This is a genomic window from Peribacillus sp. Hz7, from assembly GCF_042136355.1.
Classification (GTDB): Bacteria; Bacillota; Bacilli; order Bacillales; family DSM-1321; genus Peribacillus; species Peribacillus asahii_A.
Map to the genome: position 1 here is coordinate 1 of NZ_JBHHJV010000027.1, position 24,566 is coordinate 24,566.

The 24,566-nt window shown below is 38.1% G+C and carries 24 protein-coding genes and 1 pseudogene; 22 read left to right on the top strand and 3 right to left on the bottom strand.

The genetic code is table 11. From position 1 onward, the window contains the following. The 4 genes and pseudogenes from ACE199_RS20880 to ACE199_RS20895 form a co-directional block, all read left to right on the top strand. A partial coding sequence (locus tag ACE199_RS20880) for an RNA-guided endonuclease InsQ/TnpB family protein (RefSeq protein WP_375351454.1) occupies positions 1–289 on the top strand: 289 nt, incomplete at its 5' end. Between the two features lie 175 nt (positions 290–464). Next, positions 465–569: pseudogene (locus ACE199_RS20885) on the top strand (hypothetical protein); the annotation flags it as partial. A 75-nt stretch (positions 570–644) separates the two neighbouring features. Continuing rightward, entirely contained in the window at positions 645–992 is a 348-nt protein-coding gene (locus tag ACE199_RS20890; RefSeq protein ID WP_375351455.1) for an S-layer homology domain-containing protein, read from the top strand. Between the two features lie 231 nt (positions 993–1,223). Continuing rightward, positions 1,224–1,868 (top strand): hypothetical protein, encoded by a 645-nt coding sequence (locus ACE199_RS20895; protein WP_375351456.1) that lies wholly within the window; start codon positions 1,224–1,226, stop codon positions 1,866–1,868. 234 nt (positions 1,869–2,102) lie between these two features. Here ACE199_RS20895 and ACE199_RS20900 read toward each other — a convergent pair whose 3' ends face one another. After that, positions 2,103–2,513, bottom strand: a complete 411-nt coding sequence (locus tag ACE199_RS20900; protein WP_252295466.1) for a MerR family transcriptional regulator — start codon at positions 2,511–2,513, stop codon at positions 2,103–2,105. A gap of 390 nt (positions 2,514–2,903) precedes the next feature. Between ACE199_RS20900 and ACE199_RS20905 the strand changes: the two genes are divergently transcribed. Continuing rightward, a complete protein-coding gene (locus tag ACE199_RS20905; protein WP_375351457.1) occupies positions 2,904–3,944 on the top strand; it encodes an NAD(P)-dependent alcohol dehydrogenase in 1,041 nt (346 codons plus the stop codon). A 146-nt stretch (positions 3,945–4,090) separates the two neighbouring features. Here ACE199_RS20905 and ACE199_RS20910 read toward each other — a convergent pair whose 3' ends face one another. Beyond that, positions 4,091–4,699: a LysE/ArgO family amino acid transporter gene (locus tag ACE199_RS20910; protein WP_375351458.1), complete on the bottom strand. Its 609-nt coding sequence runs from the start codon at positions 4,697–4,699 to the stop codon at positions 4,091–4,093. A gap of 427 nt (positions 4,700–5,126) precedes the next feature. Here ACE199_RS20910 and ACE199_RS20915 point away from each other — a divergent pair, with 427 nt between their 5' ends. The 16 genes from ACE199_RS20915 to ACE199_RS20990 all read left to right on the top strand — a co-directional run bounded on the left by ACE199_RS20915 (position 5,127) and on the right by ACE199_RS20990 (position 21,879). Beyond that, on the top strand, positions 5,127–5,390 hold the full coding sequence (locus ACE199_RS20915) for a hypothetical protein (protein ID WP_375351459.1): 264 nt from the start codon (positions 5,127–5,129) through the stop codon (positions 5,388–5,390). 279 nt (positions 5,391–5,669) lie between these two features. After that, a complete protein-coding gene (locus tag ACE199_RS20920) occupies positions 5,670–7,004 on the top strand; it encodes a flavin monoamine oxidase family protein (RefSeq protein WP_375351460.1) in 1,335 nt (444 codons plus the stop codon). Positions 7,005–7,075: 71 nt separating this feature from the next. Then, positions 7,076–7,474: a nuclear transport factor 2 family protein gene (locus ACE199_RS20925; protein ID WP_375351461.1), complete on the top strand. Its 399-nt coding sequence runs from the start codon at positions 7,076–7,078 to the stop codon at positions 7,472–7,474. A gap of 215 nt (positions 7,475–7,689) precedes the next feature. Then, on the top strand, positions 7,690–8,643 hold the full coding sequence (locus ACE199_RS20930; RefSeq protein ID WP_375351462.1) for a cation diffusion facilitator family transporter: 954 nt from the start codon (positions 7,690–7,692) through the stop codon (positions 8,641–8,643). Between the two features lie 80 nt (positions 8,644–8,723). Further along, on the top strand, positions 8,724–9,275 hold the full coding sequence (locus ACE199_RS20935; protein ID WP_375351463.1) for a thioredoxin family protein: 552 nt from the start codon (positions 8,724–8,726) through the stop codon (positions 9,273–9,275). A gap of 252 nt (positions 9,276–9,527) precedes the next feature. Next, the gene (locus ACE199_RS20940) at positions 9,528–10,730 is read left to right on the top strand and encodes a glycosyltransferase family 4 protein (RefSeq protein WP_375351464.1); all 1,203 of its coding nucleotides are present in this window, start codon (positions 9,528–9,530) and stop codon (positions 10,728–10,730) included. Positions 10,731–10,751: 21 nt separating this feature from the next. Next, the gene (locus ACE199_RS20945) at positions 10,752–12,068 is read left to right on the top strand and encodes a glycosyltransferase (protein WP_375351465.1); all 1,317 of its coding nucleotides are present in this window, start codon (positions 10,752–10,754) and stop codon (positions 12,066–12,068) included. 41 nt (positions 12,069–12,109) lie between these two features. Then, a complete protein-coding gene (locus ACE199_RS20950) occupies positions 12,110–13,411 on the top strand; it encodes a nucleotide sugar dehydrogenase (RefSeq protein WP_375351466.1) in 1,302 nt (433 codons plus the stop codon). 123 nt (positions 13,412–13,534) lie between these two features. Next, complete coding sequence (locus tag ACE199_RS20955) at positions 13,535–14,158, top strand: NUDIX hydrolase (protein WP_375351467.1); 624 nt, start codon at positions 13,535–13,537, stop codon at positions 14,156–14,158. Between the two features lie 362 nt (positions 14,159–14,520). After that, on the top strand, positions 14,521–15,477 hold the full coding sequence (locus tag ACE199_RS20960) for a sugar kinase (protein ID WP_375351469.1): 957 nt from the start codon (positions 14,521–14,523) through the stop codon (positions 15,475–15,477). A gap of 165 nt (positions 15,478–15,642) precedes the next feature. Continuing rightward, complete coding sequence (locus tag ACE199_RS20965) at positions 15,643–16,662, top strand: zinc-binding alcohol dehydrogenase family protein (RefSeq protein ID WP_375351470.1); 1,020 nt, start codon at positions 15,643–15,645, stop codon at positions 16,660–16,662. 13 nt (positions 16,663–16,675) lie between these two features. Beyond that, entirely contained in the window at positions 16,676–17,296 is a 621-nt protein-coding gene (locus ACE199_RS20970; RefSeq protein ID WP_375351471.1) for a bifunctional 2-keto-4-hydroxyglutarate aldolase/2-keto-3-deoxy-6-phosphogluconate aldolase, read from the top strand. 12 nt (positions 17,297–17,308) lie between these two features. Next, positions 17,309–18,385 (top strand): mannonate dehydratase, encoded by a 1,077-nt coding sequence (gene uxuA / locus ACE199_RS20975; protein ID WP_375351472.1) that lies wholly within the window; start codon positions 17,309–17,311, stop codon positions 18,383–18,385. Further along, positions 18,382–19,218: an SDR family oxidoreductase gene (locus tag ACE199_RS20980; RefSeq protein WP_375351473.1), complete on the top strand. Its 837-nt coding sequence runs from the start codon at positions 18,382–18,384 to the stop codon at positions 19,216–19,218. Before uxuA ends, ACE199_RS20980 begins: the two co-directional genes overlap by 4 nt. 206 nt (positions 19,219–19,424) lie before the next feature. Further along, positions 19,425–20,426 carry a LacI family DNA-binding transcriptional regulator gene (locus ACE199_RS20985; RefSeq protein ID WP_375351474.1) on the top strand — a complete coding sequence of 334 codons (1,002 nt, stop codon included), beginning with the start codon at positions 19,425–19,427 and terminating at the stop codon, positions 20,424–20,426. 211 nt (positions 20,427–20,637) lie between these two features. Continuing rightward, positions 20,638–21,879, top strand: coding sequence for an MFS transporter (locus tag ACE199_RS20990; protein WP_375351475.1), 1,242 nt, complete (start codon positions 20,638–20,640; stop codon positions 21,877–21,879). Between the two features lie 108 nt (positions 21,880–21,987). Here the strand turns inward: ACE199_RS20990 and ACE199_RS20995 are convergent, their stop codons facing one another. Then, on the bottom strand, positions 21,988–22,857 hold the full coding sequence (locus ACE199_RS20995; protein WP_375351477.1) for a helix-turn-helix domain-containing protein: 870 nt from the start codon (positions 22,855–22,857) through the stop codon (positions 21,988–21,990). Positions 22,858–23,055: 198 nt separating this feature from the next. On the opposite strand from ACE199_RS20995, the gene ACE199_RS21000 reads away from it, so the two are divergent. Further along, complete coding sequence (locus ACE199_RS21000) at positions 23,056–24,564, top strand: UxaA family hydrolase (protein ID WP_375351478.1); 1,509 nt, start codon at positions 23,056–23,058, stop codon at positions 24,562–24,564. The last annotated feature ends 2 nt before the right edge of the window (positions 24,565–24,566 follow it).

Consider the following 24,566-nt stretch of genomic DNA (forward strand, 5'->3'; position numbering starts at 1 on the left):
AGATTTAAAGGTAGCGAATATGAGGAAGAATCACCATCTGGCAAAAGCGATCAGTGAAGCATCTTGGTCACAATTCCGTACCATGCTCGAATATAAAGCGGAATGGTATGGGAAAACCGTCATCGCTGTCCATCCTACATGTACCTCACAGCGTTGTCATGCTTGCAGCCATACAGAAAAAGCCAATCGTCCATCGCAAGCTGAATTTGTGTGTCAAAAATGTGGTCACACAGACAACGCGGATGTGAACGCATCTAAAAATATAAAAGAATTAGCGTTAACTGTCTAACTAGATTCTTTTTTTGCAGGAGACTTGCTAGGTTAGTCGTTTGTACTGCTAACTGTCGGTGCGACAGGAATCGCCTACTCCATTAAGGTTCGATAGAATCTTGTACGTAGGAATCCCCCTCTTCAACGAAACGTAGTGGAGTAGATGGGGGTAGTTCAATAAACCTTTCAAGGACGTTTCAACAAAAGATCCATATAGAAAATATATCCAAACTCTTCAACTTCAGGATGCTCTTGAAGCAAAGAAGGATGGCACATTTGGTGGAAAAGAATCGATTAAAAGGGCTGAATTTTTAACTGTTTTATTAAAAGCAACGAATATCCAATTATCGAATAACCCTGTTCGTTTTACAGATATGAAAAATCATAAAGCAAAAGCTGTTGTCCAAACAGCTGTAGAGTATGGGATTGTAACATCTACTTCAAAAACATTTAAGCCAAATGCTACCATACCTCGTCAGGAAGCTGCAAGCTATGTATATCGGGTGCTTACCTTAAGCGGAGTTCAGCCGATGGATGCAAAATTATCTGGTTCCACTGATAAATGGGCTTTAGACAGTGTTAAAACTATTGTAGCATTGAGGTTATATGGACCTGAAATCAAACCAAAAAAAGATGGAACAGTTAATTATCAATCGAAAAAAATCATGAAAAGACAAGAAGCTGCTGCATTAATTGCCAAAACTATTAATGTAAACTTATAGAGTATTCTGAAACAAAAACTTCATTCATCTGTTGTGAAATATGTATTTCAATAAGAATGTGGGTTAAGCATAAGACCTAAATTTCCCTCTTCATTAAAATACAGAATAGATCTATCTATGTACTTTAATGAAGAGGCTATTAAATGTAGAAGATAAATTCCTTAAAAAATCGTGTCTACTCTATTTGATCTAAAAAGAAGCGAATGATTATTTAAAGTGAGGGGGAAAGTAATGAGTATACAGGGAGTTATTTTGGGCCTTACTGTTTTGTTATCTGGAACACATATAGATGTTCAAGAGACCCAACCGATAATGAAATTTGAAGAAATAAATGCTCAACAAGTTTCGGTATCTAGCAAGCTGTCTCCGAAGCAAGCGAAGGCTGTCATTAGCAAAAAAGCAAAAGTAACGGTTGAGGCTATTAAAAACAAGAATATGAAACAATTAAAAACTATGATTCATCCTGATAAGGGAGTTAGGTTCTCGCCCTATACGTATGTGGACAAAAGATCTGACCTTGTATTTAAGCCTTCTCAAATAGGAAAGCTCCCAACCAGCAAGACCGTTTACACATGGGGGGCATATGATGGCTCAGGTAATCCAATCAAGGCGACGTTTAATCAGTACTACCGTAATTTTATTTATGACCGCGATTATAAAAATATGAAAAAAGTAGGGTATAATCAAACGATAGGGAAAGGAAATACGGTCAACAATATTCGTAAGGTGTACCCAAACTCCATCGTGGTTGAATATTACTTTGGAGGCACTAAGAAATACAGTGGTATGGATTGGTCCAGTTTGAAGCTAGTTTATGAGAAAAAGGGCAGCAAGTGGTATCTTGTAGGTATTGTTCATGATGAATGGACGATTTAACATATTAGATAGAACTTCTAGATCTCGACTTGAAATGATCCTAAATTAAAACCTTTCAAAGCCAATTGTTTGACCAGCTTATATCCAATTCCCCGACTTATAGTTAACTCTATAATGGACGAAGTAAGTGGATTTTAATTCTGGTTTTTTTATTTGAATTTAAATACGTAAATGATACAAACAGAAAACCACCTGTATTTCATACACACATTTATGAAGTACAGGTGGTCTCTGTTAATTATTAATCTTTATTTTATCCTTTTTATGAATATCTTCCGTTCCAGCATCTAAAGCAGTCTTGTAATATAAGCATTTATGTTCAATGATTTCCATGGTTTTTTTTAATTCTTCCATCTGTGCTTCTACATTTGCTTTTCGTTCCACGAACATGTCATATCTTTGTTGCAACGTGGAATCCCCATCAGAACACCAATCAATGAAATTTTTAATTTCCTTAATAGGCATCCCGGTGGCTTTCAGACATTCAATTACTTTTAAAGCACCGATATCGGATTCTTTAAACAATCGTGTTCCGCTAGGTGTCCGTTCTACAAAAGGCATAAGTCCCTCCTTATCGTAGTAACGCAAGGTATATACGGTAAGATTTAATTCATTTGCCACTTCGCTGATAGAATATGTCTTCATCATTTATCTCCCCTTTTTATGGGTATAGACTTCGAGTTAACTCTATGTTGTAAGGGGATTTTATCACGGTATTTTTTGGATGTCAAAGTCGTCTTATAGGGAAAGTAGAAATCGACTTTGTGCATTAGAGCTATACTTACTTTTAAAAAAATGTAGTTAGCTATAGGCTAGATTGATAGATGATATGAAACTTGTATGGCTGGGGAGATTTTCAAAAGAAATATAAACTAATTGCTTGACCTAGAGTTAACTATAGGGATTAACATGGTTTTGCAAGAGAAAAAAGTGGAGATAGAAATGAATGAAGGGGAATTGTAACTTGAGTTCTTCATTTATACCGGTATAAGCGCATTCTCTTGAAAAATATAAATTAATAGGAGGCTTTTTTTTATGATAATTGTTAAAGCACGAGCTGTTGACGGTCCAGACAAACCGTTTCGAGCTGCTGAAATTAAACGACGTGATCTTGATTTGCATGATGTTCTAATTGAAATTAAATATGCAGGAATATGTCACTCTGACATCCATACTGCACATGGAGAATGGGGTCCAGTGAACTATCCACTCGTACCTGGACATGAGATTGCGGGAATTATCACGGATGTAGGAGGTGAGGTCACAAAGTACAAGGTCGGTGACCGTGTAGGGGTCGGATGTATGGTTGACTCCTGCGGCGAATGCGACAACTGCCGTAAAGGAGAAGAACAATACTGTCTTAAAGGAAATATCCCTACCTATGCTGGTGTTGACAAATACGGCGAGCCTACTCAAGGCGGCTACTCTACCCACATTGTTGTAACGGAGGGCTTCGTAGTTAGAATTCCTGATAGCATTGAGCTTGATGCCGCAGCACCATTACTATGCGCAGGTATTACGACATATTCTCCACTAAATCATTGGGGAGCTGGCCCAGGTAAGAAAGTAGCTGTAGTTGGTATGGGCGGTCTTGGTCATATGGCTGTCCAAATTGCACATGCCATGGGTGCCGAGGTTACGGTTCTATCACAAACATTGAAGAAGAAGGAAGATGGCTTGCAATTGGGCGCAGACAACTACTATGCCACAAAAGATCCAGAAACATTCGAGAAACTTGTCGGAACCTTTGACTTAATTATTAACACAGTAAGTGCAAAGATTAACCTGGATGCATATTTAGGACTGCTTACTCTTGATGGCACTCTTGTAAACGTCGGTGCTCCTGCAGAACCGTTGTCACTAAACGTGTTTAATTTAATTGGTCATCGCCGTTCATTTGCAGGCTCAATGATTGGGGGCATCCGTGAGACTCAGGAAATGTTGGAGTTCTGTGCAGAACATAATATTGTTCCTAAGATTGAAGTCATTTCAGCCGACCAAATTGATGAAGCCTACGAACGCGTATTAGCTTCAGATGTGAAGTATCGATTCGTGATTGACATCAGTACAATGTAAGTTGCGTAAATGATAGGTTCTAATGGTAATTTCGAGGGTGCCTCAAAAGCCTAGCTTTTGAGACATCCTTTTTTATTTTAGCTTTTTAAGCTTTGGAATAAAGGTCTTTGTCTTACAATCAGCCTAATTTACTGGTGCTTATTTTGTCATAGCAGTTGGCTAACAAGATATATGGCTACTGCCCATATGATGAGTGCTGATACTTTATTAATTTTTTTCAAAACTTTCCCTTTTGTATCAAAGTTGCCCACGATCTTCCCGCATACAGCAAGGCCTAGAAACCATAGCCATGAGACGACTATACATGCAGCTGTGAATGCTATTTTTTCTAGACCAGTATAGCTGAGAGAACTCGTTCCAATGACACCGACTGTATCAAGAATGGCATGAGGATTCAGCAAGGATACAGACATGGCAAACATAATCTGTTTCTTAGGCGGCATGGCTGCTTCTTTTTGACTTACATTTGCAGTATCACTATTCCAAATGGACCATCCCATATAAAGAATAAATACAATTCCAATGGAAAAAATCCCTATCTGTAATGCTGGAACTGTTAGTACAATAATAGATACTCCTAAAACTGCTAATAAAATAAGAAAAGTATCGCAAAGTGAAGCGGTGATAATAACCGGAATCGCCCCTCTTAACCTTGATTGAGAAGCCGCTTGGTTAAAGATAAAGATGTTCTGCGCGCCAAGAGGAAGAATTAATCCAAAGGCTAGTATAATTCCATGAAGTAATGCTGATAACATGATGTCTTCCTATTAATATCAAGAAAAGGCGGTAGTATAGAATAAGCTATGTGAATCATTCATATGTTTTTTCAATCCAGTGATTTTCTCACTGTTTATACGGGTTATGTCTCTGATCTTGATTATCCATCAATAGTAAAAATGATTTTCCTTTTTTAAAGAAAAGGTTGTTTCGGTATCGTCATAATAATACCTTGTCCTTTATATGTAAATAATATTTTTTGAAAATAATAGAATGGTTAATGAGTGTGGGGAGTTATTTTCATTTTTTCTCTGAAGCTTTTAATCGTAGTAACACCCTAGTGATGGCCTCGATATAATTGAATCACCAGATAACTAGAACTACATTTAAAATGAAAAGAAAAATTAGAACTTGCAACATATGATGTATCGAGAGAAAGAAAAGTTAAAAGGAGGGATAAAACAAATGAATGACTTCTTTGTAGGTACAATCTTATCGAGTGTAGGGTTTCTATTTATAGGTGCAGTATTATGGTTGTTGATTATCGTTTCAGTCGTTTTGCTTTTATGGGGAGGTCTAAAAAAATCTTGGAAAGGATTTTTCTTTAGCGGACTCGCCATTTTAATTCCAGCGATCATTTTGTCTACTCAAAAAGGTTTCTTTATCTTGTTTTTATTTCTGCCATTACTTGCTTTTGTAATTGCTTACCTTATGAAAACTAGAACGTAAATAATAAAGTTTATGTGAGAATAGTTAGGAGTAATTAGAACATAAAGTAACTAATTCTATTTCTAATACAGTAAGAAATTTGAAGCTGATGCCGTTAAATCTAATATTATAACTGATAATGATAAAATTGGTATGACTAATCATATTTTTATCAACTACTCCGAAAGCGTGCTACTGACTGCAGGAGAGCGTGTGTCATTAATAATGCATGAAACGTTCAGAATAGGTAAATGAATGATGAAAATGATGTTTCAGCAGAATGTTTTAGGGAGGAATGTTATGAAAGAGGTAGATGTGGTTATTGTGGGTGCCGGGTTTGCGGGGCTTTCTGCTGCATGGGAGCTAACAAAAAGAAAGGTAAATATTGCTGTGATAGAAGCTATGGACCGTGTAGGTGGACGTGTACACAGCTTTCAAACAAAGGATGCTGTAACAGTTGACCTCGGAGCGCAGTGGGTCGGACGCTATCAAAGGCGAATAAGAGCTCTCGCTAAAGAATTTAGCTTGCCTCTTGTAAAAACCTATACTAAAGGTAAAACGACGTACAATTTAAGAGGGACGATACAGAAAATAGAAGGGGAACACCCTCCTCTTTCACCTGAAGGCCTTTCTGACTTGTTCCAGCTCACAGGCAAAATAGAGCGCTTGGTAGCAGAATTACCTGAACAAGACATATGGAATTCATCTTTAGCAAAAGAACTAGACACATACAACCTCGATGCATGGATCCAAACTAATATGTTTACAGAGGAAGGGAGAAACTTTTTTCGTCTATTTGCAGAAGTAATGTGTGTAGAGCTTTCTGAACCTTCAGCATTAGATTTTTTATGGTGCGTAAAAACAAGCGGTGGTTTCCAGCGTGTCCTGACAGCGGAAGAAGAGTGGTTTTCAGAAGGTGCGTATACACTTGCGTTGAAGATGGCAGATGCAATGAAAGATCATATATATGTAAGTACGCCAGTAAAAAGAATTGAATACAGCGAAAATGGCGTTCTTGTTCTTACTGAAAAACAAGTATGGAAGGCAAAAAAAGTAATTGTCGCTGTTCCGCCAGCTGCTAGCGGTCGCATTGAATATCATCCGCCTCTTCCAGCGGGGCGAAGTATAATAACCGGGAAGATTAACCAATCTTCTGTTATGAAGATGATTCTTATTTATGACAAGCCGTTTTGGAGAGAGGAAGGCTTAAACGGCCACGCACAGTGCGATAGAGGGCTAATCCGGCTTGTTGCAGATAGTTCGCCAGTTGATGGGAGGAAAGGTGTTTTAACGGTGCTCTCTGGGGGAAGATACGCAAAAGAATTAGCTCAACTTGAAAAGCAACGCCGAAAGCAAACGGTGTTAAAAGAAATAGGGATTTTGTTCGGTCCAAAAGCTGAGCAACCAATTGAGTTTTATGAAAAAGATTGGACAGAGGAACCCTGGATTCGAGGGGGATATGCGGCTCATTTTCCTCCTGAAATTATTACTTCCTTCGGTGAATGGCTGCATCAACCTATTGGACCGATTCATTGGGCGAGTACGGAAACGGCAGATGAATGGAAATTTTATATGGAAGGCGCCATACAATCAGGAGAACGTGCGGCAAAAGAAGTATTAAATAGGCTTACTTGAATAATACCTTTAAAATGCATTTAATTCTAAAATGTAATAAATCCTAAAAATGAAATGAGGGGCTGATTAAGATGAATACGGAACACCAGTCTAAAACGACACTCAATAATAAAGAGAAAGCAGTGTCGTTTCTACAACTCGTAGCATCGGGGAAAGTTCGTGAAGCATATCAGCGACACATTGGCCCTGGCTTTAGCCACCATAATCCCTTTTTTCCCGGAGATGCTGATTCACTAATGCTAGCGATGGAAGAGAGTGCAGCCCAAAATCCTCATAAGACACTTGAGGTTAAACTTGCTATCGAAGAGAACGAGACCGTTGTAGTTCACTCTCATGTCAAACAGAATCCCAATGACCTTGGCGGGGCTGTTGTTCATATCTTCCGCTTTCAGGATGACCGAATTGTGGAATTATGGGATATTGGTCAATCTATACCGGAGAACTCACCAAATAAAAATGGAATGTTTTAACGTCGTAACATGAACTTTGCTGAAATTAATAATTTGCACGAGATTCAAACGGTAAACTGACCGCTTCCACGGCTAAGGAATGGAATAATTGGCAAAACAAATTCTAAAACCATACAAGAATTAAAAATAAATTATCGCAAAAAAAAACGGTACTCTTTTCCTTTGTTCTGGAGATAATAACTTTCGATAAACCAAACAAGAAGGGACTACCACGGATGAGAGAATTATTTCAGTTGTTGAAAAAGGGGAACAAATCCGCTTTTATTGCAGCTTGTGTGAACACGATTATTGCGATTTTAAAAGGGGTAGCTTTTTCTATTACGGGCAATGTGGCGATGTTTGCTGAAACCTTACATAGTTTAGGCGATGCGGCCAATCAACTGTTTGTATTTATTGGATCTGCGTTAAGTAAGAAGTCGCCAACAGATCGATTTCCTAATGGATTTGGGCGACTAGTCAATCTTGTTTTATTAGGTGCGGTATTAATTGTTGGGATTATGTCGTATGAAACGGTTAAAGAAGGGATTCATCATATTTTGCATCCAGTTGAATCAGAAGGTATTTTAATCAACTTATCAGTATTATCGATTGCTGTTATTTTAGAAATGTATGTACTGTATAAGGCAATGAAAGAAGTGCTGCATGAAACAGGAACGGAAGCAAAGGGCTTGTCGGTTTTATACAAAAGCTTTGGAGCACTGAAGCGTGCAAAACCAGCGACCAAGCTTGTGTTTATGGAAGATGCGGTAGCCACATCAGGTGGTTTATTAGCCATTATTGCGATTTTGTTAGCCAGGTTTACACCATTTGATACAGCGGAGGGGTTTGCTTCTGCCATCATTGGTCTTATGATGTTCTTTGTAGTTGGACGAGTATTTCTGGATAATGCAGCTGGGGCTCTAGGTGAGGCAGATTATGATATGCAGCTGAAAATTGGGCAGATGGTGATGGATGATCCAGATGTGCGTGATATTCAAGAACTGCTGGTCATTAAAGAAGGGGAAGACTTTCACGTTGAATTGGAGATAGAACTCGATGCTTCCATTACGCTTGCGAAAGCGGATGATATTAAAGATCGTTTAAGGTCCGCTATTTTGAATGAAAGAGGCGTAACCCATGTTATTATCGAGTTTGATGAAGATGATAAGGTCCCTCAGTGGCAAGAGTAGCCGAATTGTTTCGTTAGCAAATGAATGCAAGAACCTGTTACGATTAGGATGTTCGTATATAAAGAAAAAGGAGTGGGCATATGACATTAAATAAATGGTTTGAAAAAGGTCAAACATTTGAACAATATCGTACAAGTATGCAAGTGAATCAAGCTGAAGTAACGGCAGTTTATGAGCAGGTACAATTAAATGACGAAGATCAACGATTCTTAACGGACCTTCATCAACGCAACTGGAGAGGGATTGTACTAACAGCGGATTGGTGTGGAGATGCAGCATTGAACGTGCCGATTATTCAAAGAATGGCTGAAGTAAGTGATATTGAATTGCGCTTCCTTATTCGAGATGAAAACTTGGAATTAATGAATCAATATTTGACGAATGGAACGTCACGTTCAATTCCGATTTTTGTTTTTATTGATCAAGAAGGAAAGGAAGTTCGCGTTTGGGGACCGAGAGCAGATGAGATTCAGCAGCTCGTTACATCGTTAAGAAATGATTTGCCAGCGAGTGATTCACCTGATTTTGAAGAAAAGCAGAAAAATATGTATCGTGAATTTAAACAAACCATTACAACTGATCCGAACATGTGGCGTGCAGTCATTGATAGTGTAAAGGAAAAATTAGCATAATTTTAGGGGAAAGCGTTTGGAGGATACTCTTCCAGGCGTTTTTTTATGATTTTGTAAAAAAATTAAGCTGTATGATGAGAAGTTCTTGTATTTGATTCAAATATTTCAATTTTATTCCACATTCACAAATCTTCAATAAAACTTTCATATTGTTAAACATTTCTTTATTCTCCATTAATACGTGCTACATATTCGCTCATTATACTGAAGTTAGATTACAAATACTGGAGGGATAGAGGTGATAGGTTTTATATGAAAAGCATCCTAATGATCGTCCAAAACTTTTATCCTGAAATTGGGAGCGGCGCAAATCGCTTAAAAAATATATATCTGCATTTAAAGAGAAGCGGATATGAAGTGACCGTATTAACGATGAATCCGAGTTACCCTAATCAGAATTTGTATCAAGATGAACAGTTTTGGGATGAAGAGGATATTGAACAGGATGTAATTAGAATTAACCCAGCAAAAGTAAAACAGTACACAAGTAGTATTTGGTTTCGGCTATTTCATTATTTAGAATCGATGTTTTTATTTATTTTGACAATCTTCAAGCTAAAGAAAAAATACGATTATGTATTTATCTCCACACCGCCTATTTTTCCGAGTGTAGCAGGTATGATTGCGAAACGGAAAATGAAGGCGAAACTTATTACCGATGTTCGAGATTTATGGCCGGAGAGTTTATTGGGGGTGGGTGCATTTACTAATAAAGCCGTGTTAAAAGGAGCTTATTGGTTCGAAAAAAAATTATACAAAGCATCTGATCAAATTATTATTAATAGTCCTATTTTCAAAGAGTATATTCAGTCAAAAGGAGTAGAGGCACAGCGAATTCGTTTTATTCCAAACTCTTTAACAAGTGAAGAATTGAATTTTGCTCGCCGTCCTCCACCATTATCTGAAGAAAAAATAAAGGTGATGTATACCGGGAATATTGGTTTAGCGCAAGATATTTTGAAACTGCTTAGCGTTGCAGAGCGTTTAAAGGAATATCCAAACATTGAGTTTGTCATTATCGGATATGGTTTTCGAAAAAATGAAGTGGAAACCGAAATAAAGGCAAGAGGATTGAACAATATTACTTTCACTCAAGCGAAAAGCAGAAAAGCGACTCTTCAGGAATTAGCGGCTGCTCATATTGCCTATGTTAGTTTAGTAGAGAAATCGGTTTTTGATAAAGTATTGCCGGGGAAAATCATTGATTATATGTGTGTCGGCAAGCCGATTGTCGCCGATGTTTCAGGCTTTGCAGCAAACTTGATTCGAGGAGCGCGATGCGGGCTTATAGCTGAAGATAGAAGTGTTGAGCAAATTGCAGATCATATCGTGATGCTTGCTCAAAATCGAGGGTTAATGAACCTTTTTGGAAACAATGGCTATCAATATGCTAAACAACATTTTTACTGGAATCATAATATCGAAGGATTACGCCACATATTAGAAGCTCAGTAAATCATATTCTTGGAGGCTAAGATGTCTAAAAAAGTATGCATGTTTGTTTGGAACCACTTCACAAATGATGCCAGGGTGCTTAGAGAATGCTCGGCATTAACGGAAGTTGGCTATGAAGTAGATTTAATTGCGATTCATAATTGGAAAGATGAACAGTTAGCAAAAGAGGAGCAGCATCCCAACGGTTTTCGGGTTATCCGAGTCAATAATCGGATGAATTCGCTTCTTCGCGTCATTCGTTTCATTAAAAAAGTGAAGAAGAAAAAAATTGAAATGATGCTCCTGTTTTTAATTACTTTCAATATTTTATTGAATCTTGAAGTGATTACAAATTGGTTTGGAGTAACCATCTATTTTAGTTTGCTTGCTTTAGCAGGAATCTTGATCTTTGCACTAACGAAAACAAAAATTCCAACATTAATGGTTCGAGGTTATATTTTTAGCCAAATGGTGCGGTATGGTCGAAAAAAGAAATATGATTTCTATCACTCGAATGATTTAAACACGCTTATGCAAGGTGTACTCTCAGCTAAGTGGCTTCGCCGTAAAAAGCTCATTTATGATTCTCATGAAGTCCAAACGAGTCGAACGGGATATAACAGTCCTATTTACGGCATCATGGAACGAGTTTTGCTATGGTTCGTTGATGAAATCATTACCGAAAATCATACGCGTGCTAAATATCACGATGATCGTTATGGACATTATCCGAATGTTGTTCATAATTACCCTATTCCAACTAACCCTGAGAAAAGCTCGGCTATTAATTTGGCAGAATTATTGCAAATTGAACAAGATGAACCGGTTCTCTTGTATCAAGGGGGCATCCAAACTGGACGAGGGTTAGAGAAGATTGTTGAAGCGGTTCCGATGATGGAAAGAGGTACGGTTGTGTTCATTGGCGATGGTCGGCTAAAGCCAGAGTTAGTCAATATGGTTGCGGAACGAAATCTTGAACATCGTATTAAGTTTATTCCGAAAGTACCGGTGGATGAACTTCTTCATTATACGAAACATGCTTACCTAGGGTTTCAAGTATTAAACAATGTTTGTTTCAATCATTATTCAGCCTCTTCTAATAAGCTGTTTGAATATATGATGAGCGGAGTGCCTGTTATTGCTTGTAGCTTTCCAGAAATTCAGAAGGTTGTAGAAGAGGAGAAAATTGGTGTTTGTGTTGATTCACATGAACCAGCATCCATTGCTCAAGGCGTCAATTACTTATTGAATCATCCCGAAGTTCGCGAGCGAATGAGTGTAAATTGTTTACATGCTCGTAACAAATATAATTGGAAAAAAGAAAAAGAAGTCTTCATTGAAATTTACGAATCAGCCTAAAGTAGTAGATTCATATATAAATCGTGAGGAGTGGGGAATAGATGAAATTATGTACAATGGGATTAGGATATATTGGATTACCAACCTCAATTATGTTTGCTAAACATGGAGTAGAAGTGGTAGGTGTGGATCTTGTACCAGAAATTATTAATCAATTAAATGATGGTAAAATCCATATTGAGGAACCTGGATTGCAGGAGTTTTTAACAGAGGTCGTTAAAAGCGGAAAGTTTCGTGCTTCAGTAATGCCGGAAGCAGCCGATGTATTCTTAATTGCTGTACCAACGCCAAATAAAAAGGATGTACATAGATCATGTGATTTAACCCATGTGTTACAAGCGATGAAACAGATTCTCCCGTTTATTCAAAAAGGAAATACAATCATTATTGAATCGACAATTGCTCCAAGAAGCATGGAAGATCAGATTGCTCCTTTATTAGAAAAAGCAGGTTATACGATTGGTGAGGATGTGTATGTCGTTCACTGTCCTGAACGTGTATTACCTGGACAAATTTTCCATGAATTGGTGTATAATAATCGAGTGGTCGGCGGCATTACGGAAGCTTGTACGAATGCAGGTGCTGCTGTATATGAAACCTTTGTTAAAGGAGAAATTATTCGGACGAATGCAAGTACTGCTGAAATGGCCAAGCTGATGGAAAATACGTTTCGTGATGTAAATATTGCTCTTGCGAATGAATTAGCTAAAATTTGTTTTGAGTTAAATATCAATGCACTTGATGTGATTACAATGGCTAATAAACATCCTCGTGTAAATATTCATCAGCCAGGGCCTGGGGTAGGGGGGCATTGCTTAGCGGTTGATCCACATTTTATTGTCGCTGAGGCCCCTAAGGCAGCCAAAATGATTGGATTAGCTCGTGAAACAAATAGGAGCATGCCGCAGTATATTGTCGATTGTGTTAATATGTTGCTCAGACATCTGCAGTTTCCGAAGATTGCAATATTTGGTCTTTCGTATAAAGGAAATGTCGATGATTTACGAGAAAGCCCAGCTATTGAAGTTATTAACTTATTAATGAAACAAAAAAATATCGAGCTGACCTTCCATGATCCTCATATTTCAGTGAGTAAAATGCCGGTAGTATCAGCGGAAGAAGCCGTACAAAAGGCTGATCTTATCTTACTCTTAACTGACCATCAAGAATTTAAAGAGATGGATCTGGATATTTTATCTCAACAAATGAACGGGAAAATGATTTTTGATACGCGTAATTGTATTAATCCAGAACGATTTGAACAAATTCAAGTTGTTAATTTAGGCAATGTTCATGAATGTAAAACATCGGAGCTTGTGAAAAAATTATTAAAAGCGTTGTAATGAAATCGAATGTTGAGTAAACCGTAGCTATATAAAGCTGCGGTTTTTTTGATTGCATAAAATTTAGACTCGGCACTACAAGCAGTATACAATAGAGGTATAGTAATAAATGAGGTGACATGAATGGATGCGGGAGAATTGAACAAAAGATTAGCAGAACATAAACCTTCTATATTAGGAAGTGAAACATTTTCTAAATTCGCGGTTCTATTGCCGCTCGTTGAGAAAGAAGATGGACTTCATATTCTTTTTGAAGAGCGGGCTCATACATTGAAGCGTCAGCCGGGAGACATTTGTTTTCCGGGTGGAAGAGTGGATCATGATGACCGTGATGAAAAACAGACAGCAATTCGTGAGACGATGGAGGAACTTGGATTAAATAGGCGTGATATTGGCGACCTTTATCCGTTAGATTATATTGTGACACCATTTGGAACAAAGATAACTCCATTTGCCGGTTATATACATAATCTCGATGATATTCAAGTAAACCAAGCTGAAGTAGCTTCTATTTTTACGGTTCCATTAGCGTTTTTTATTGAACATCCACCTAGGATTTTTCAAGTGAACTATAAGATAGAGCTTGATGAGCAGTTTCCTCTTGATTTAATCATCGGAGGGAAAAACTATGACTGGCAGCCGCGAAAAATGGATGAATATTTTTATGGGTATGAAAATCGCGTCATTTGGGGATTGACCGCGAGGATTTTAACGCATTTTTTAGAGGCGTTTTGTCAATCGAAGTGAGGATGAGTATGAAGCTCATCCTCTTTTTCGTGCGTCTGGCATGGGTGTAGCTTAATAGTATAGGGAACAAGTTCTGAATGATTATGAAGGCAGTAGGAGCGATTAACTTAATACAGGCTTATTCAGGATGACCGAGAATCTGAAGAAAACGAGTGGCAAACTAGGTATGGAAAAATATAAATAAAAAAATTTAGAATTTTTTTATTTATCTGTTGTATTTAATAGGATTTTCATTTACAATTCTACTAAACCGATTTACAAAACCGATTTAGTAATTTACTAAATCGATTTATATATTAGTAGACGAAATATAATCCAAATATTATTTTATATTGGTGAATGTTTAAAAAGGGGGGACTGTAGTGTCATCAAGATTTGGTGTTTTAACACTAGGTGACGCCATGATTACGTTAAATCCTGCTCAAACCGGGCCTTTACGATTCGTCAGCCAATTTGAGCGTAAAGTAGGAGGGGCTGAACTGAATTTTGCCATTGGCTGTGCTCGGCTCGGTATGCGGGCAAAGTGGTTAAGCCGTTTAGGTAAAGATGAGTTTGGTCGTGTTATTTATAATTTCGCACGCGGCGAAGGGGTAGATATGTGCGATGTTGCCTATGTAGAAGGGTATCCAACATCTTTGAATTTCAAAGAAATTCGAGAGGATGGTTCAGGAAAGACTTTTTATTATCGATATCAATCACCTATTTTAACTCTAGAGCCGGAAGATATCACGGAACGGATGTTTGAAAACATTGATCTTGTCCATCTTACGGGTGTATTTTTGGCTATAAACCCTAAAAATGTAAGCATTGCTAAGCGAGTGATAGAAATCGCTAAACAAAAAGATATCCCGGTTTCATTTGATCCGAATATCCGCTTGAAGCTATGGACGATTGAGGAAGCGAGAGCTGTTTATGCGGAACTCTTCCCATATATTGATATTTTGCTAACAGGACTTGATGAAATCCGGTTGATTAATGGAGTAGACTCTGAAGAATCATTGGAAAAATTCGCAAATCTCAACAATATCGATCAGCTTGTCATTAAGGATGGCGCTAACGGTTCAAAGCTATATACAAATGGAAGATGGTATAAGAAAGAAGCCTTCCCAGTTATTCCAGTAGACACTGTTGGTGCGGGAGATGGTTTTGATGCTGGTTACATTTACGGGTATCTTCATGGTTTATCGATTGAAGAACGCTTAGCATTTGCAAATGGTGTCGGGGCTCTTGTCACGACTGTGCTAGGGGATAATGAAGGGTTGCCTTATTTGGAAGAAGTATGGAATTTCATACAGGATGAAGTTGTTATTGAAAGGTAAGGTGGCGAAGCGTATGTCTATCACTAAAAGATTTTTTCTTTTTAATGAAAGCGCTTCAGTGTGTTCCGCTAACTACAAGGTTTGACCGAGTATATGTACCGGATGAGATTGAACAAGGTATTACGATTGCGTCCAATATAAATTTCTTAAAAAGCAGGTGGAGAAATGAAAGCGGTTCAAGTACGAAAAGCACATGAGCTTGTTATTCAAGAAGTAGAACAACCAAAGATTTCGAACTCTACAGATGTTCTGGTTAAAGTAAAAAGAGTTGGGATTTGCGGATCAGATATGCATATTTACCATGGAACAAATCCTCTTGCTACTTTGCCCCGTGTTGTTGGACATGAAGTAGCAGGAGAAGTCGTGGAAATTGGTCAGGATGTTACGGGTGTTCAAGTAGGCGATCACGTAGTGGTCGAACCTATCAGTTATTGTGGAGAGTGTTATGCTTGCCGTAAAGGCCGTCAAAATGTGTGTGAAAAACTCTCTGTTTTTGGTGTACATGAAGATGGTGGGATGAGGGAATGGTTCGTGCTTCCCGAGAAACAACTACATGTTGTAGATCCCACTTTAGCTTGGGAAGAGATCGTATTAGCCGAGCCTTATACAATTGGAGCACAAGCGATTTGGAGAGGTGAAGTGGAGCAAGGAGATACTGTACTTATTCAAGGAGCAGGGCCTATAGGGATTTGTATCTTAAAAATGGCTAAGCTTCAAGGTGCATCTGTCATGATCACAGATTTAAGTGAAGAACGCTTGGCTTTTGCTAAAGAAAATGGAGCTGATGTCACTGTTCATGCTGGTAATGAAGATGTTCGACAACATGTACAGGAATGGACGAATGGAGAAGGGGCTAATGTTGTTATTGATGCCGTTTGTTTGCCGATGACTTTTGAATTGTCTTTTGATGTAGTCTCTGTTGCAGGGCGGATTGTCGTGCTTGGTTTTGATGAGCGCACTTCAGCAATCGCTCAGCTTCCAATCACAAAAAAGGAAGTGACTGTGGTTGGGTCTAGATTGCAAACGAATCAGTTTTCAAAAGTAGTGAAACTGTTAAATGAAGGGCAGTTGCGTCATAACGGACTAGTTACACATACATTTTCGCTTGATGACGTCCAAGAGGCTTTTAATTTTGTTGAAAAGCATCCAGAACAGGTTCGAAAAGCAATCATCGTATTTAATTAAAGGGGGTGACTTAATGGATAAACATTCAATTATTTATCAAATAACGGAGGCAAAGGTTGTCGCTGTTATTCGAGGGCAGGATGCAGAGGAAGCCATTCAACTGTCTAAAGCAGCTGTGGAAGGGGGAATTCGAGCAATCGAATTAACGTATACCACTCCACAAATTGAAGATGTTTTTAAAGAGTTGCAAAATACGGATGCACTCTTAGGAGCAGGCTCTGTATTAGATTCAGAAACAGCACGTCATGCCATTTTAGCTGGTGCCCGTTTTATTGTGAGTCCGTATTTTGCCGAAGATGTTGCACTGCTTTGTAATCGATATGGCATTCCCTATATGCCTGGATGTATGACAATCCGAGAAATGGCTATGGCTCTTGAAGCAGGCTGTGATGTTCTGAAACTATTTCCAGCAAACCATTTTGAACCTTCTTTCATCAAGTCCGTAAATGGTCCGCTGCCTAATGTAAGAATTATGCCAACAGGCGGAATTAATTTGGATAATATGAAGGAATGGTTACATGCAGGTGCAGTGGCAACTGGAATTGGAAGCGACTTGAATAAAGCCTATCAGAGCGGTGGCTATGAAGCCGTAGTTGAATTAAGTAAAAAATACATGCAGAAAAGTGCTGAATAACGGGGGTGTATGATGAATATTACATTTAGATGGTATGGTAGAGGTAATGATACTGTCACTTTGGAGCAGGTCAAACAAATTCCTGGAGTTAAGGGAATTGTGTGGGCCTTGCACCAAAAACCTGTCGGTGAGGTATGGGAAAAAGAAGAAATTAAAGAAGAAATCGACTATATCCAGTCGTTTGGATTTCACACAGATGTTGTGGAAAGTGTAAATGTTCATGAATCAATTAAATTAGGCAATGAAGACCGTATGATGTATATCGAAAATTACAAAGAGACAATCCGTAATCTTGCAGAGGCTGGAGTAAAGGTCATTTGTTATAACTTTATGCCGATTTTTGATTGGACTCGTACAGAAATGTTCCACCCTTTGGAAGATGGTTCAACAGCTTTATTTTATGAAAAAGCAAAGGTCGATAAGCTAGACCCACGAGAGCTAATTCGTACGGTATCAGAAGCTTCCGATTTAACATTGCCTGGTTGGGAACCAGAAAAAATGGAGCGGATTTCTGAATTATTTGAAGCCTATAAAAGTGTAGATGAAGAAAAGTTGTGGGCGAATTTGGCAATATTCCTAAAAGAAATATTGCCTGTAGCGGAGGCATGCGGGATTAAAATGGCGATTCATCCGGATGATCCACCTTGGTCTATTTTTGGTCTGCCACGCATCATTACGGGTGAAGCAAGTTACGAGAAATTAATTGCCATTTCTGATTCACCATCGAATGCATTTACGATGTGTACAGGTTCAATGGGAGCGAATCCTGAAAATGATATGGTTCAAGTAGCTAAAAAGTATGCTTATCGTGCTCCTTTCTCTCATATTCGTAATGTGAAAATTTACGAAAACGGTGACTTTGTGGAAACATCTCATTATACACAAGATGGCTCCATTAATATTAAGGGTGTTGTAGAAGAATTAAGCAAGCAAAATTATACTGGCTATGTAAGACCTGACCACGGTCGTCACATTTGGGGAGAGGTTTGTCGCCCAGGTTATGGCTTATATGACCGAGCTTTAGGAATTATGTATTTACTTGGATTGTGGGATGCCTATGAATCAAGCAAAGCAGGTAATAAACAATGATTCCAATCCACGAGAACTTAGCAGGCAGAGTAGCAGTAATTACAGGTGGAAGCGGTGTATTGTGTTCAAAAATGGCTGAAGAATTAGCCCGCCACGGGGTTAAAGTAGCCATTTTGAACAGAACAGCTGAAAAAGGACAACAAGTGGTCGAAACCATTAGCCAAGCTGGTGGTACAGCGATTTCGGTTGCCGCAGACGTTTTGGATAGAACCTCATTAGTGAATGCAAAAGAGAAGGTCATTGAAGCGTTCGGACGTATAGACTTGTTAATCAATGGGGCTGGAGGCAATCATCCTGATGCCATTACGAGTCCGGAGAAATTTGGGGAAGATATAGAAGGAAAATCATTTTTTGATTTGAATGAAAACGGTTTTTCAAAAGTTTTTTCCAGTAACTTCACAGGCACATTTTTAGCAAGCCAGGTGTTTGGAGAGACATTATTAGAGGCGGAATCACCGGCTATAATTAATCTTTCCTCGATGAGTTCCTATGCACCGATGACCAAGGTGCCAGCTTATAGCGCTGCTAAAGCTGCAGTTAATAATTTTACAATGTGGATGGCTGTTCATTTTGCTGAAGCAGGTTTGCGTGTGAATGCTATTGCACCAGGATTCTTTTTGACAAAGCAAAATAGAGACCTGCTGCTTAATGAAGATGGCAGTCCAACTGCACGATCTAATAAAATTATTACCGCAACACCAATGAAACGCTTTGGACAATCTGAAGATTTACTTGGTACCTTGCTTTGGCTTGCTGATGAATCCTATTCGGGTTTTGTCACAGGTATTACGGTGCCGGTTGATGGTGGCTTTATGGCTTACTCAGGTGTGTGAGCTAAAGGATCTTTTCTACAAAAAGGGATTTTTTGTCACGGATTACTGATTATGGGGAGGTATTAGGAGATTGTGTTTTTGGTGTAACCGGAAGATGATTGTAAAGCCATTCCTAATATAATAGAATATTTGTTAATGTATCATAAACGATTTTACTAAAATGGTGATATGTACCGGTACAAAAACACAAGATAGGAATGAATGAAATGAAAGCTATTACAATTACTGATGTCGCCAAACATGCGAAGGTATCAAAAAGCACAGTTTCCCAATACTTGAACAAACGATACGAGTATATGAGTGAGAAAACGAGAAAAAAAATTGAAGAAGCCATTGAAGAGTTAAACTACCAGCCTAATATTATAGCACGTAGTTTAAAACAGAAGTCTACTTTTACTGTTGGAGTAGTCGTTGCTAATATTCTTCACACGTTTTCTACACAAATTATCCGTGCAATAGAAAACTATTTTTATAAACACGGATTTCAAATTATTGTATGTAATGCAGATGATCAACCTGAGAAAGAAAAGAATTATATAGAAATGCTAAGGGCAAAGCAAGTTGATGGAATCATCATTTTTCCTACAGGGGACAATCTTGATTTATATAAACGCATGAAGAGTGATCAATTTCCAGTAGTGTTTATGGATCGGGCGATAGAAGAGTTAAATATTGCGACAGTCATGCTTGACAATCACCTTGCGTCTAAATTAGCCGTAGATCGATTTGTCGAGAAAGGTTATGAGGACATTGCAATCATAACTACTTCAATCTTCCGAAATATTAGTCCGCGTCTTGAACGTATTCAAGGATACAAAGAGGCACTGGAATTACATGGCATACCAGTCAATCTAGAGTATATTAAAACAGCGAATGCCGAAGAAATTTCGGACAAGCTTTCAGAATTGTTCGAATTGAAAAAGCCGCCTCAAGCCATATTAGCAGGAAATGATATCGTGCTTAATGAAGTATTGCGATATATGAAAAAACACAATATGAATATTCCTGATGATGTTGCAGTTATAGGAATTGATGAAGTCTCGTATGCTGATTTCTATACACCGACTATAACAACGGTTAATCAACCAGCAATAGAAATGGCAAACCAAGCAGCACAATTATTGCTTAATCAAATCAATAAAACTGGAAAAGAAGACACAAGCGTACATCGTTTGAAACCAACTTTGCTGTTGAGAAATTCTTGCTAGAGTTCAGGTAAAAAAGAAAGCACTTTTTTACCTGAACTTTACTAAACCGATTTATTTACAAGAAGGCTCTGTTGAACGATATCGTTGCTTAACAGCGTTATATAACAAAGCCTTTGTAAAATGTAAAGGTTTTGATACTTGGCTATCAAATGGAACCGTTTTCAAAAAAGATGCTTATAGATTCATTGAAATATACAAGGGGGGGTTCTTTATGTTTTCACAGGGTAGAGGAGTAGTTATTGTTTTCTTGTTCTTAGCGGGTGTAATAAACTATTTAGACCGTTCTGCATTGTCTATTGCAGCACCATTCATTCAAGATGATTTATCTTTAACAGCGACTGAGATGGGGATTATTTTTAGTAGTTTTTCTGTCGGTTATGCTATCTTTAACTTTCTTGGCGGAATGGCATCCGATAAATATGGTGCGAAGCTGACTCTTTTTGTTGCCATGATCGTTTGGTCATTATTCAGCGGTGCACTTGTGCTGGCTGTTGGGTTTGTCAGTATGATTGTTATTCGTGTTCTGTTTGGGATGGGGGAAGGTCCACTCTCGGCAACTATAAGTAAAATGGTCAATAACTGGTTTCCACCGAGTAACCGTGCATCTGTGATCGGTTTAACGAATAGCGGAACACCGCTTGGTGGTGCTATTTCAGGACCAATTGTTGGTTTTATCGCAATCGCATACGGCTGGAGAGTTTCATTTATTGCAATCATGGTGATTGGTCTTATATGGGCTGTTTGCTGGTGGAAATTTGTTAAAGAAAAACCAGCAGATTCATCTGAACAGGTCAATACGGGAGAAGCACAGGTAGCAGCAGCAACGGAAGGAAAGTTGAAATTAACCTTTTATTTGAAACAAAAAACGGTATTGTTTACAGCATTTGCGTTTTTTGCTTACAACTATATTTTGTTCTTCTTCTTAACTTGGTTCCCAAGTTATTTGGTAGATGCTCGCGGCTTGAGTGTAAAAGACATGAGTATTGTTACAGTGATTCCGTGGATTTTAGGGTTTCTTGGTCTTGCTTTAGGCGGATTCGTATCGGATTTCTTCTCTAAAAAATTCGTCCAAAAAGGTGTTTTATTCTCACGTAAACTTGTGCTTGTAACATGTTTGTTCCTATCAGCAATTTGTATCGGCTTAGCTGGTCTAGTAACAACAACAGTAGGCGCGGTTACACTCGTTGCATTTTCTGTATTTTTCTTATATTTGACAGGTGCTATTTACTGGGCAATTGTCAATGATGTTGTCGATCAAAGAAACGTTGGATCAGTTGGTGGATTCATGCACTTCTTAGCGAATACAGCTGGAATTATTGGACCAACTTTAACAGGTTACCTTGTGGATACAACAGGAACATTTACAGCTGCTTTCTTGCTTGCAGGTGGACTAGCTGTTGTTGCATCGCTTGCAGTAACTCGCTTTGTACGTCCAATTGTCAAACCGATGTAATAGATTAATCAACTAGAGTGTCGCACTCATTTGGTATACAAATGGGGTGACACTCTTTTTTTGAAAAAATAATCAATATACATATGAGATCATCAAGTTTTACTAAATTTAGGATTTTCGGTATTCTTTTCGATAATTAGCGGGAGTTCTATCCATATATTTTTTAAAGATTCGATGAAAATGGGGCATGCTTTCGAAACCGCATAATTCCGCGATATGCGAAATAGTGTAATTTGTTTCCAATAATAGTTCTTTTGCTTTAATAATTCTTTTCGTATTGACATACACGATTAACCCGATTCCAGTCGTTTCTTTAAAGACTCTACTGAAATGAGAGGGACTGACTAAGGATTTCTTGGCAAGTTTCGTCAAGGTTAATGGTTCACTTAAGTGGTCATTAATATAGGCTAGAATATCTTTAATCCAATCTAAACTATAGGTAGTACTCTCTGACATATTCTGTTCGTTATTCACGCGAATACGACATAAATCAAGCATAATCTGGTGAACAATCAGCAAAGAGGCATGCTTGGATCCTAGTTTATTTTCCGTTGTTTCTTGGTAGATACGTAGAAGCTGTTCTTCTATTTTTGGTTGTTTCTCTGGAGGTAAAGATACTTTGTAATTTTTATCTTTTTTTGTTGCATCAAATAAATGTAAATAAGAAAAAGAATCATCAACTAGGTTATTATAAATTAATGTTGGGCTGAAAAAGATAATCGTAGACATAATAGGGTCGTCCTGATCCGGCATTGCCCGATGAATCGTATTATTTGGAATTAAGAATACATCTCCGGGCTGCATATCGTAAAAAACCTCACCGATAAAAAAAGTCCCTTTGCCACTATAAACATAAACAATTTCATAATAATCATGCATATGATCAGACAGTTCCTTTTGAGGGCTTTTCTTATCTTGAAAGACAAAGGAAAAAGGAAACAATAAATCATGATTGGACACCTTTTGAAATGTTTTCATTTTGTTCATCACCTAATAGCATACTACAACAAAAATGAGTATATATACATCAAAAAATGCAATTTATATTTCAATTCTTGATGATAAAATTATCATAGATTCATAAAAAATACATGTAAAGTTGGAAATGAAAGGGCTTTCTAATTAGTGATTATCGTCTAGATGATATACATCAATACTAAAAAAGGAGGAGATAAAATGAGTAAAGTTGTTCAATTACATTCAAAAGATGATGTGGTTATTTCTTTACATGAGATCCGTAAAGGGGAAAATATTCAGATTCAAACGGCGGACAAAGTACTCATCGATATCAAGGCTCGTGATGATATTCCGAAAGGACATAAGATGTTAGTACAATCGGTAAAGCGAGGCGAAGATGTTCTCAAGTTTGGCTATTCGATTGGGAAAGCCAAAGAGGATCTTTCTGCAGGGGAGTGGGTTCATACTCATAATCTAGAATCTGGTTTGCATGGAATCTTGGATTATACTTATCAACCAACCATTCAAAATTCGACGGCTGTCGAAGATTCAAAATATACATTCCAAGGATATATTCGTGAAAATGGGGAAGCTGGAATTCGTAATGAAATCTGGATCATTAATACGGTTGGTTGTATTAATAAAACATGTGAAGTGCTTGCGAAAATGGGCAATGAGCAGTTTAAAGATCGACAAATTGATGGGATTTATCATTTTTCTCATCCATACGGTTGTTCTCAATTAGGAGATGACCTGACTCATACACAGAAGCTATTAGCAGCCTTGGCTCAGCATCCCAACGCAGCAGGTGTGTTAATTGTAGGATTAGGTTGTGAAAATAATCAAATTGAAGCGTTTAAAGAGGTCATTGGAGAGTATCCCCCAAAGCGGATTAAATTCCTGAAAGCCCAAGAGGTTGAAGATGAATTAGCGAGCGGATTATGTTTAATGGAAGAATTAGTGGAGTATGCAGAACAATTTGAACGCCAACCGATACCGGTTTCCAAGTTGAAAATCGGGTTAAAGTGTGGGGGATCTGATGGTTTTTCAGGTATTACGGCTAATCCATTAGTTGGTGCGGTATCCGATCTTATTGTTGTAAATGGCGGGACAACAATTTTGACAGAGGTTCCAGAGATGTTTGGGGCTGAAACTATATTAATGAACCGGGCAAAAGATGAAGAAACGTTTCAGAAAATTGTTCATCTAATTAACGATTTTAAACAATATTTTATTCGCCATGACCAGGAAATTTATGAAAACCCTTCACCTGGAAATAAAGAAGGCGGTATTAGTACGCTTGAAGAAAAATCACTTGGATGTACGCAAAAAGGCGGTCATGCTACGGTTGTGGATGTCCGTCCATATGGTGAACGAGTGGTGAAGCATGGACTGAATTTGGTGAACGCTCCTGGAAATGACTTGATTTCGGTTACGGCTTTGGCGGCAGCGGGGGCTCATATCGTTCTATTCACGACAGGAAGAGGCACACCATTTGGCGGCCCGGTACCTACTGTGAAAATAGCGACGAATTCTGATTTAGCTAACCGTAAGAAGCATTGGATTGATTATAATGCCGGGCAGTTAATTGAAGGTCAAAAAATCGATGAATTAATGCAGGATTTATTCCAATACATTCTTAGCCTTGCATCAGGTGAAGAGAAAACGAATAATGAGCAATTCGGATACAGAGAAATTAGCATTTTTAAAGAGGGAGTCATTCTTTAATA

Coding starts and splice junctions, on each gene's coding strand:
- ACE199_RS20965 (WP_375351470.1), top strand. CDS start 15,643: ATGAAAGCGGTTCAAGTACGAAAAGCACATGAGCTTGTTATTCAAGAA.
- uxuA (WP_375351472.1), top strand. CDS start 17,309: ATGAATATTACATTTAGATGGTATGGTAGAGGTAATGATACTGTCACT.
- ACE199_RS20900 (WP_252295466.1), bottom strand. CDS start 2,513: ATGAAGACATATTCTATCAGCGAAGTGGCAAATGAATTAAATCTTACC.
- ACE199_RS20890 (WP_375351455.1), top strand. CDS start 645: ATGAAAAATCATAAAGCAAAAGCTGTTGTCCAAACAGCTGTAGAGTAT.
- ACE199_RS20980 (WP_375351473.1), top strand. CDS start 18,382: ATGATTCCAATCCACGAGAACTTAGCAGGCAGAGTAGCAGTAATTACA.
- ACE199_RS20955 (WP_375351467.1), top strand. CDS start 13,535: ATGGATGCGGGAGAATTGAACAAAAGATTAGCAGAACATAAACCTTCT.
- ACE199_RS20925 (WP_375351461.1), top strand. CDS start 7,076: ATGAATACGGAACACCAGTCTAAAACGACACTCAATAATAAAGAGAAA.
- ACE199_RS20995 (WP_375351477.1), bottom strand. CDS start 22,857: ATGAAAACATTTCAAAAGGTGTCCAATCATGATTTATTGTTTCCTTTT.
- ACE199_RS20905 (WP_375351457.1), top strand. CDS start 2,904: ATGATAATTGTTAAAGCACGAGCTGTTGACGGTCCAGACAAACCGTTT.
- ACE199_RS20990 (WP_375351475.1), top strand. CDS start 20,638: ATGTTTTCACAGGGTAGAGGAGTAGTTATTGTTTTCTTGTTCTTAGCG.
- ACE199_RS20895 (WP_375351456.1), top strand. CDS start 1,224: ATGAGTATACAGGGAGTTATTTTGGGCCTTACTGTTTTGTTATCTGGA.
- ACE199_RS20970 (WP_375351471.1), top strand. CDS start 16,676: ATGGATAAACATTCAATTATTTATCAAATAACGGAGGCAAAGGTTGTC.
- ACE199_RS20985 (WP_375351474.1), top strand. CDS start 19,425: ATGAAAGCTATTACAATTACTGATGTCGCCAAACATGCGAAGGTATCA.
- ACE199_RS20935 (WP_375351463.1), top strand. CDS start 8,724: ATGACATTAAATAAATGGTTTGAAAAAGGTCAAACATTTGAACAATAT.
- ACE199_RS20940 (WP_375351464.1), top strand. CDS start 9,528: ATGAAAAGCATCCTAATGATCGTCCAAAACTTTTATCCTGAAATTGGG.
- ACE199_RS20930 (WP_375351462.1), top strand. CDS start 7,690: ATGAGAGAATTATTTCAGTTGTTGAAAAAGGGGAACAAATCCGCTTTT.
- ACE199_RS21000 (WP_375351478.1), top strand. CDS start 23,056: ATGAGTAAAGTTGTTCAATTACATTCAAAAGATGATGTGGTTATTTCT.
- ACE199_RS20920 (WP_375351460.1), top strand. CDS start 5,670: ATGAAAGAGGTAGATGTGGTTATTGTGGGTGCCGGGTTTGCGGGGCTT.
- ACE199_RS20910 (WP_375351458.1), bottom strand. CDS start 4,699: ATGTTATCAGCATTACTTCATGGAATTATACTAGCCTTTGGATTAATT.
- ACE199_RS20915 (WP_375351459.1), top strand. CDS start 5,127: ATGAATGACTTCTTTGTAGGTACAATCTTATCGAGTGTAGGGTTTCTA.
- ACE199_RS20950 (WP_375351466.1), top strand. CDS start 12,110: ATGAAATTATGTACAATGGGATTAGGATATATTGGATTACCAACCTCA.
- ACE199_RS20945 (WP_375351465.1), top strand. CDS start 10,752: ATGTCTAAAAAAGTATGCATGTTTGTTTGGAACCACTTCACAAATGAT.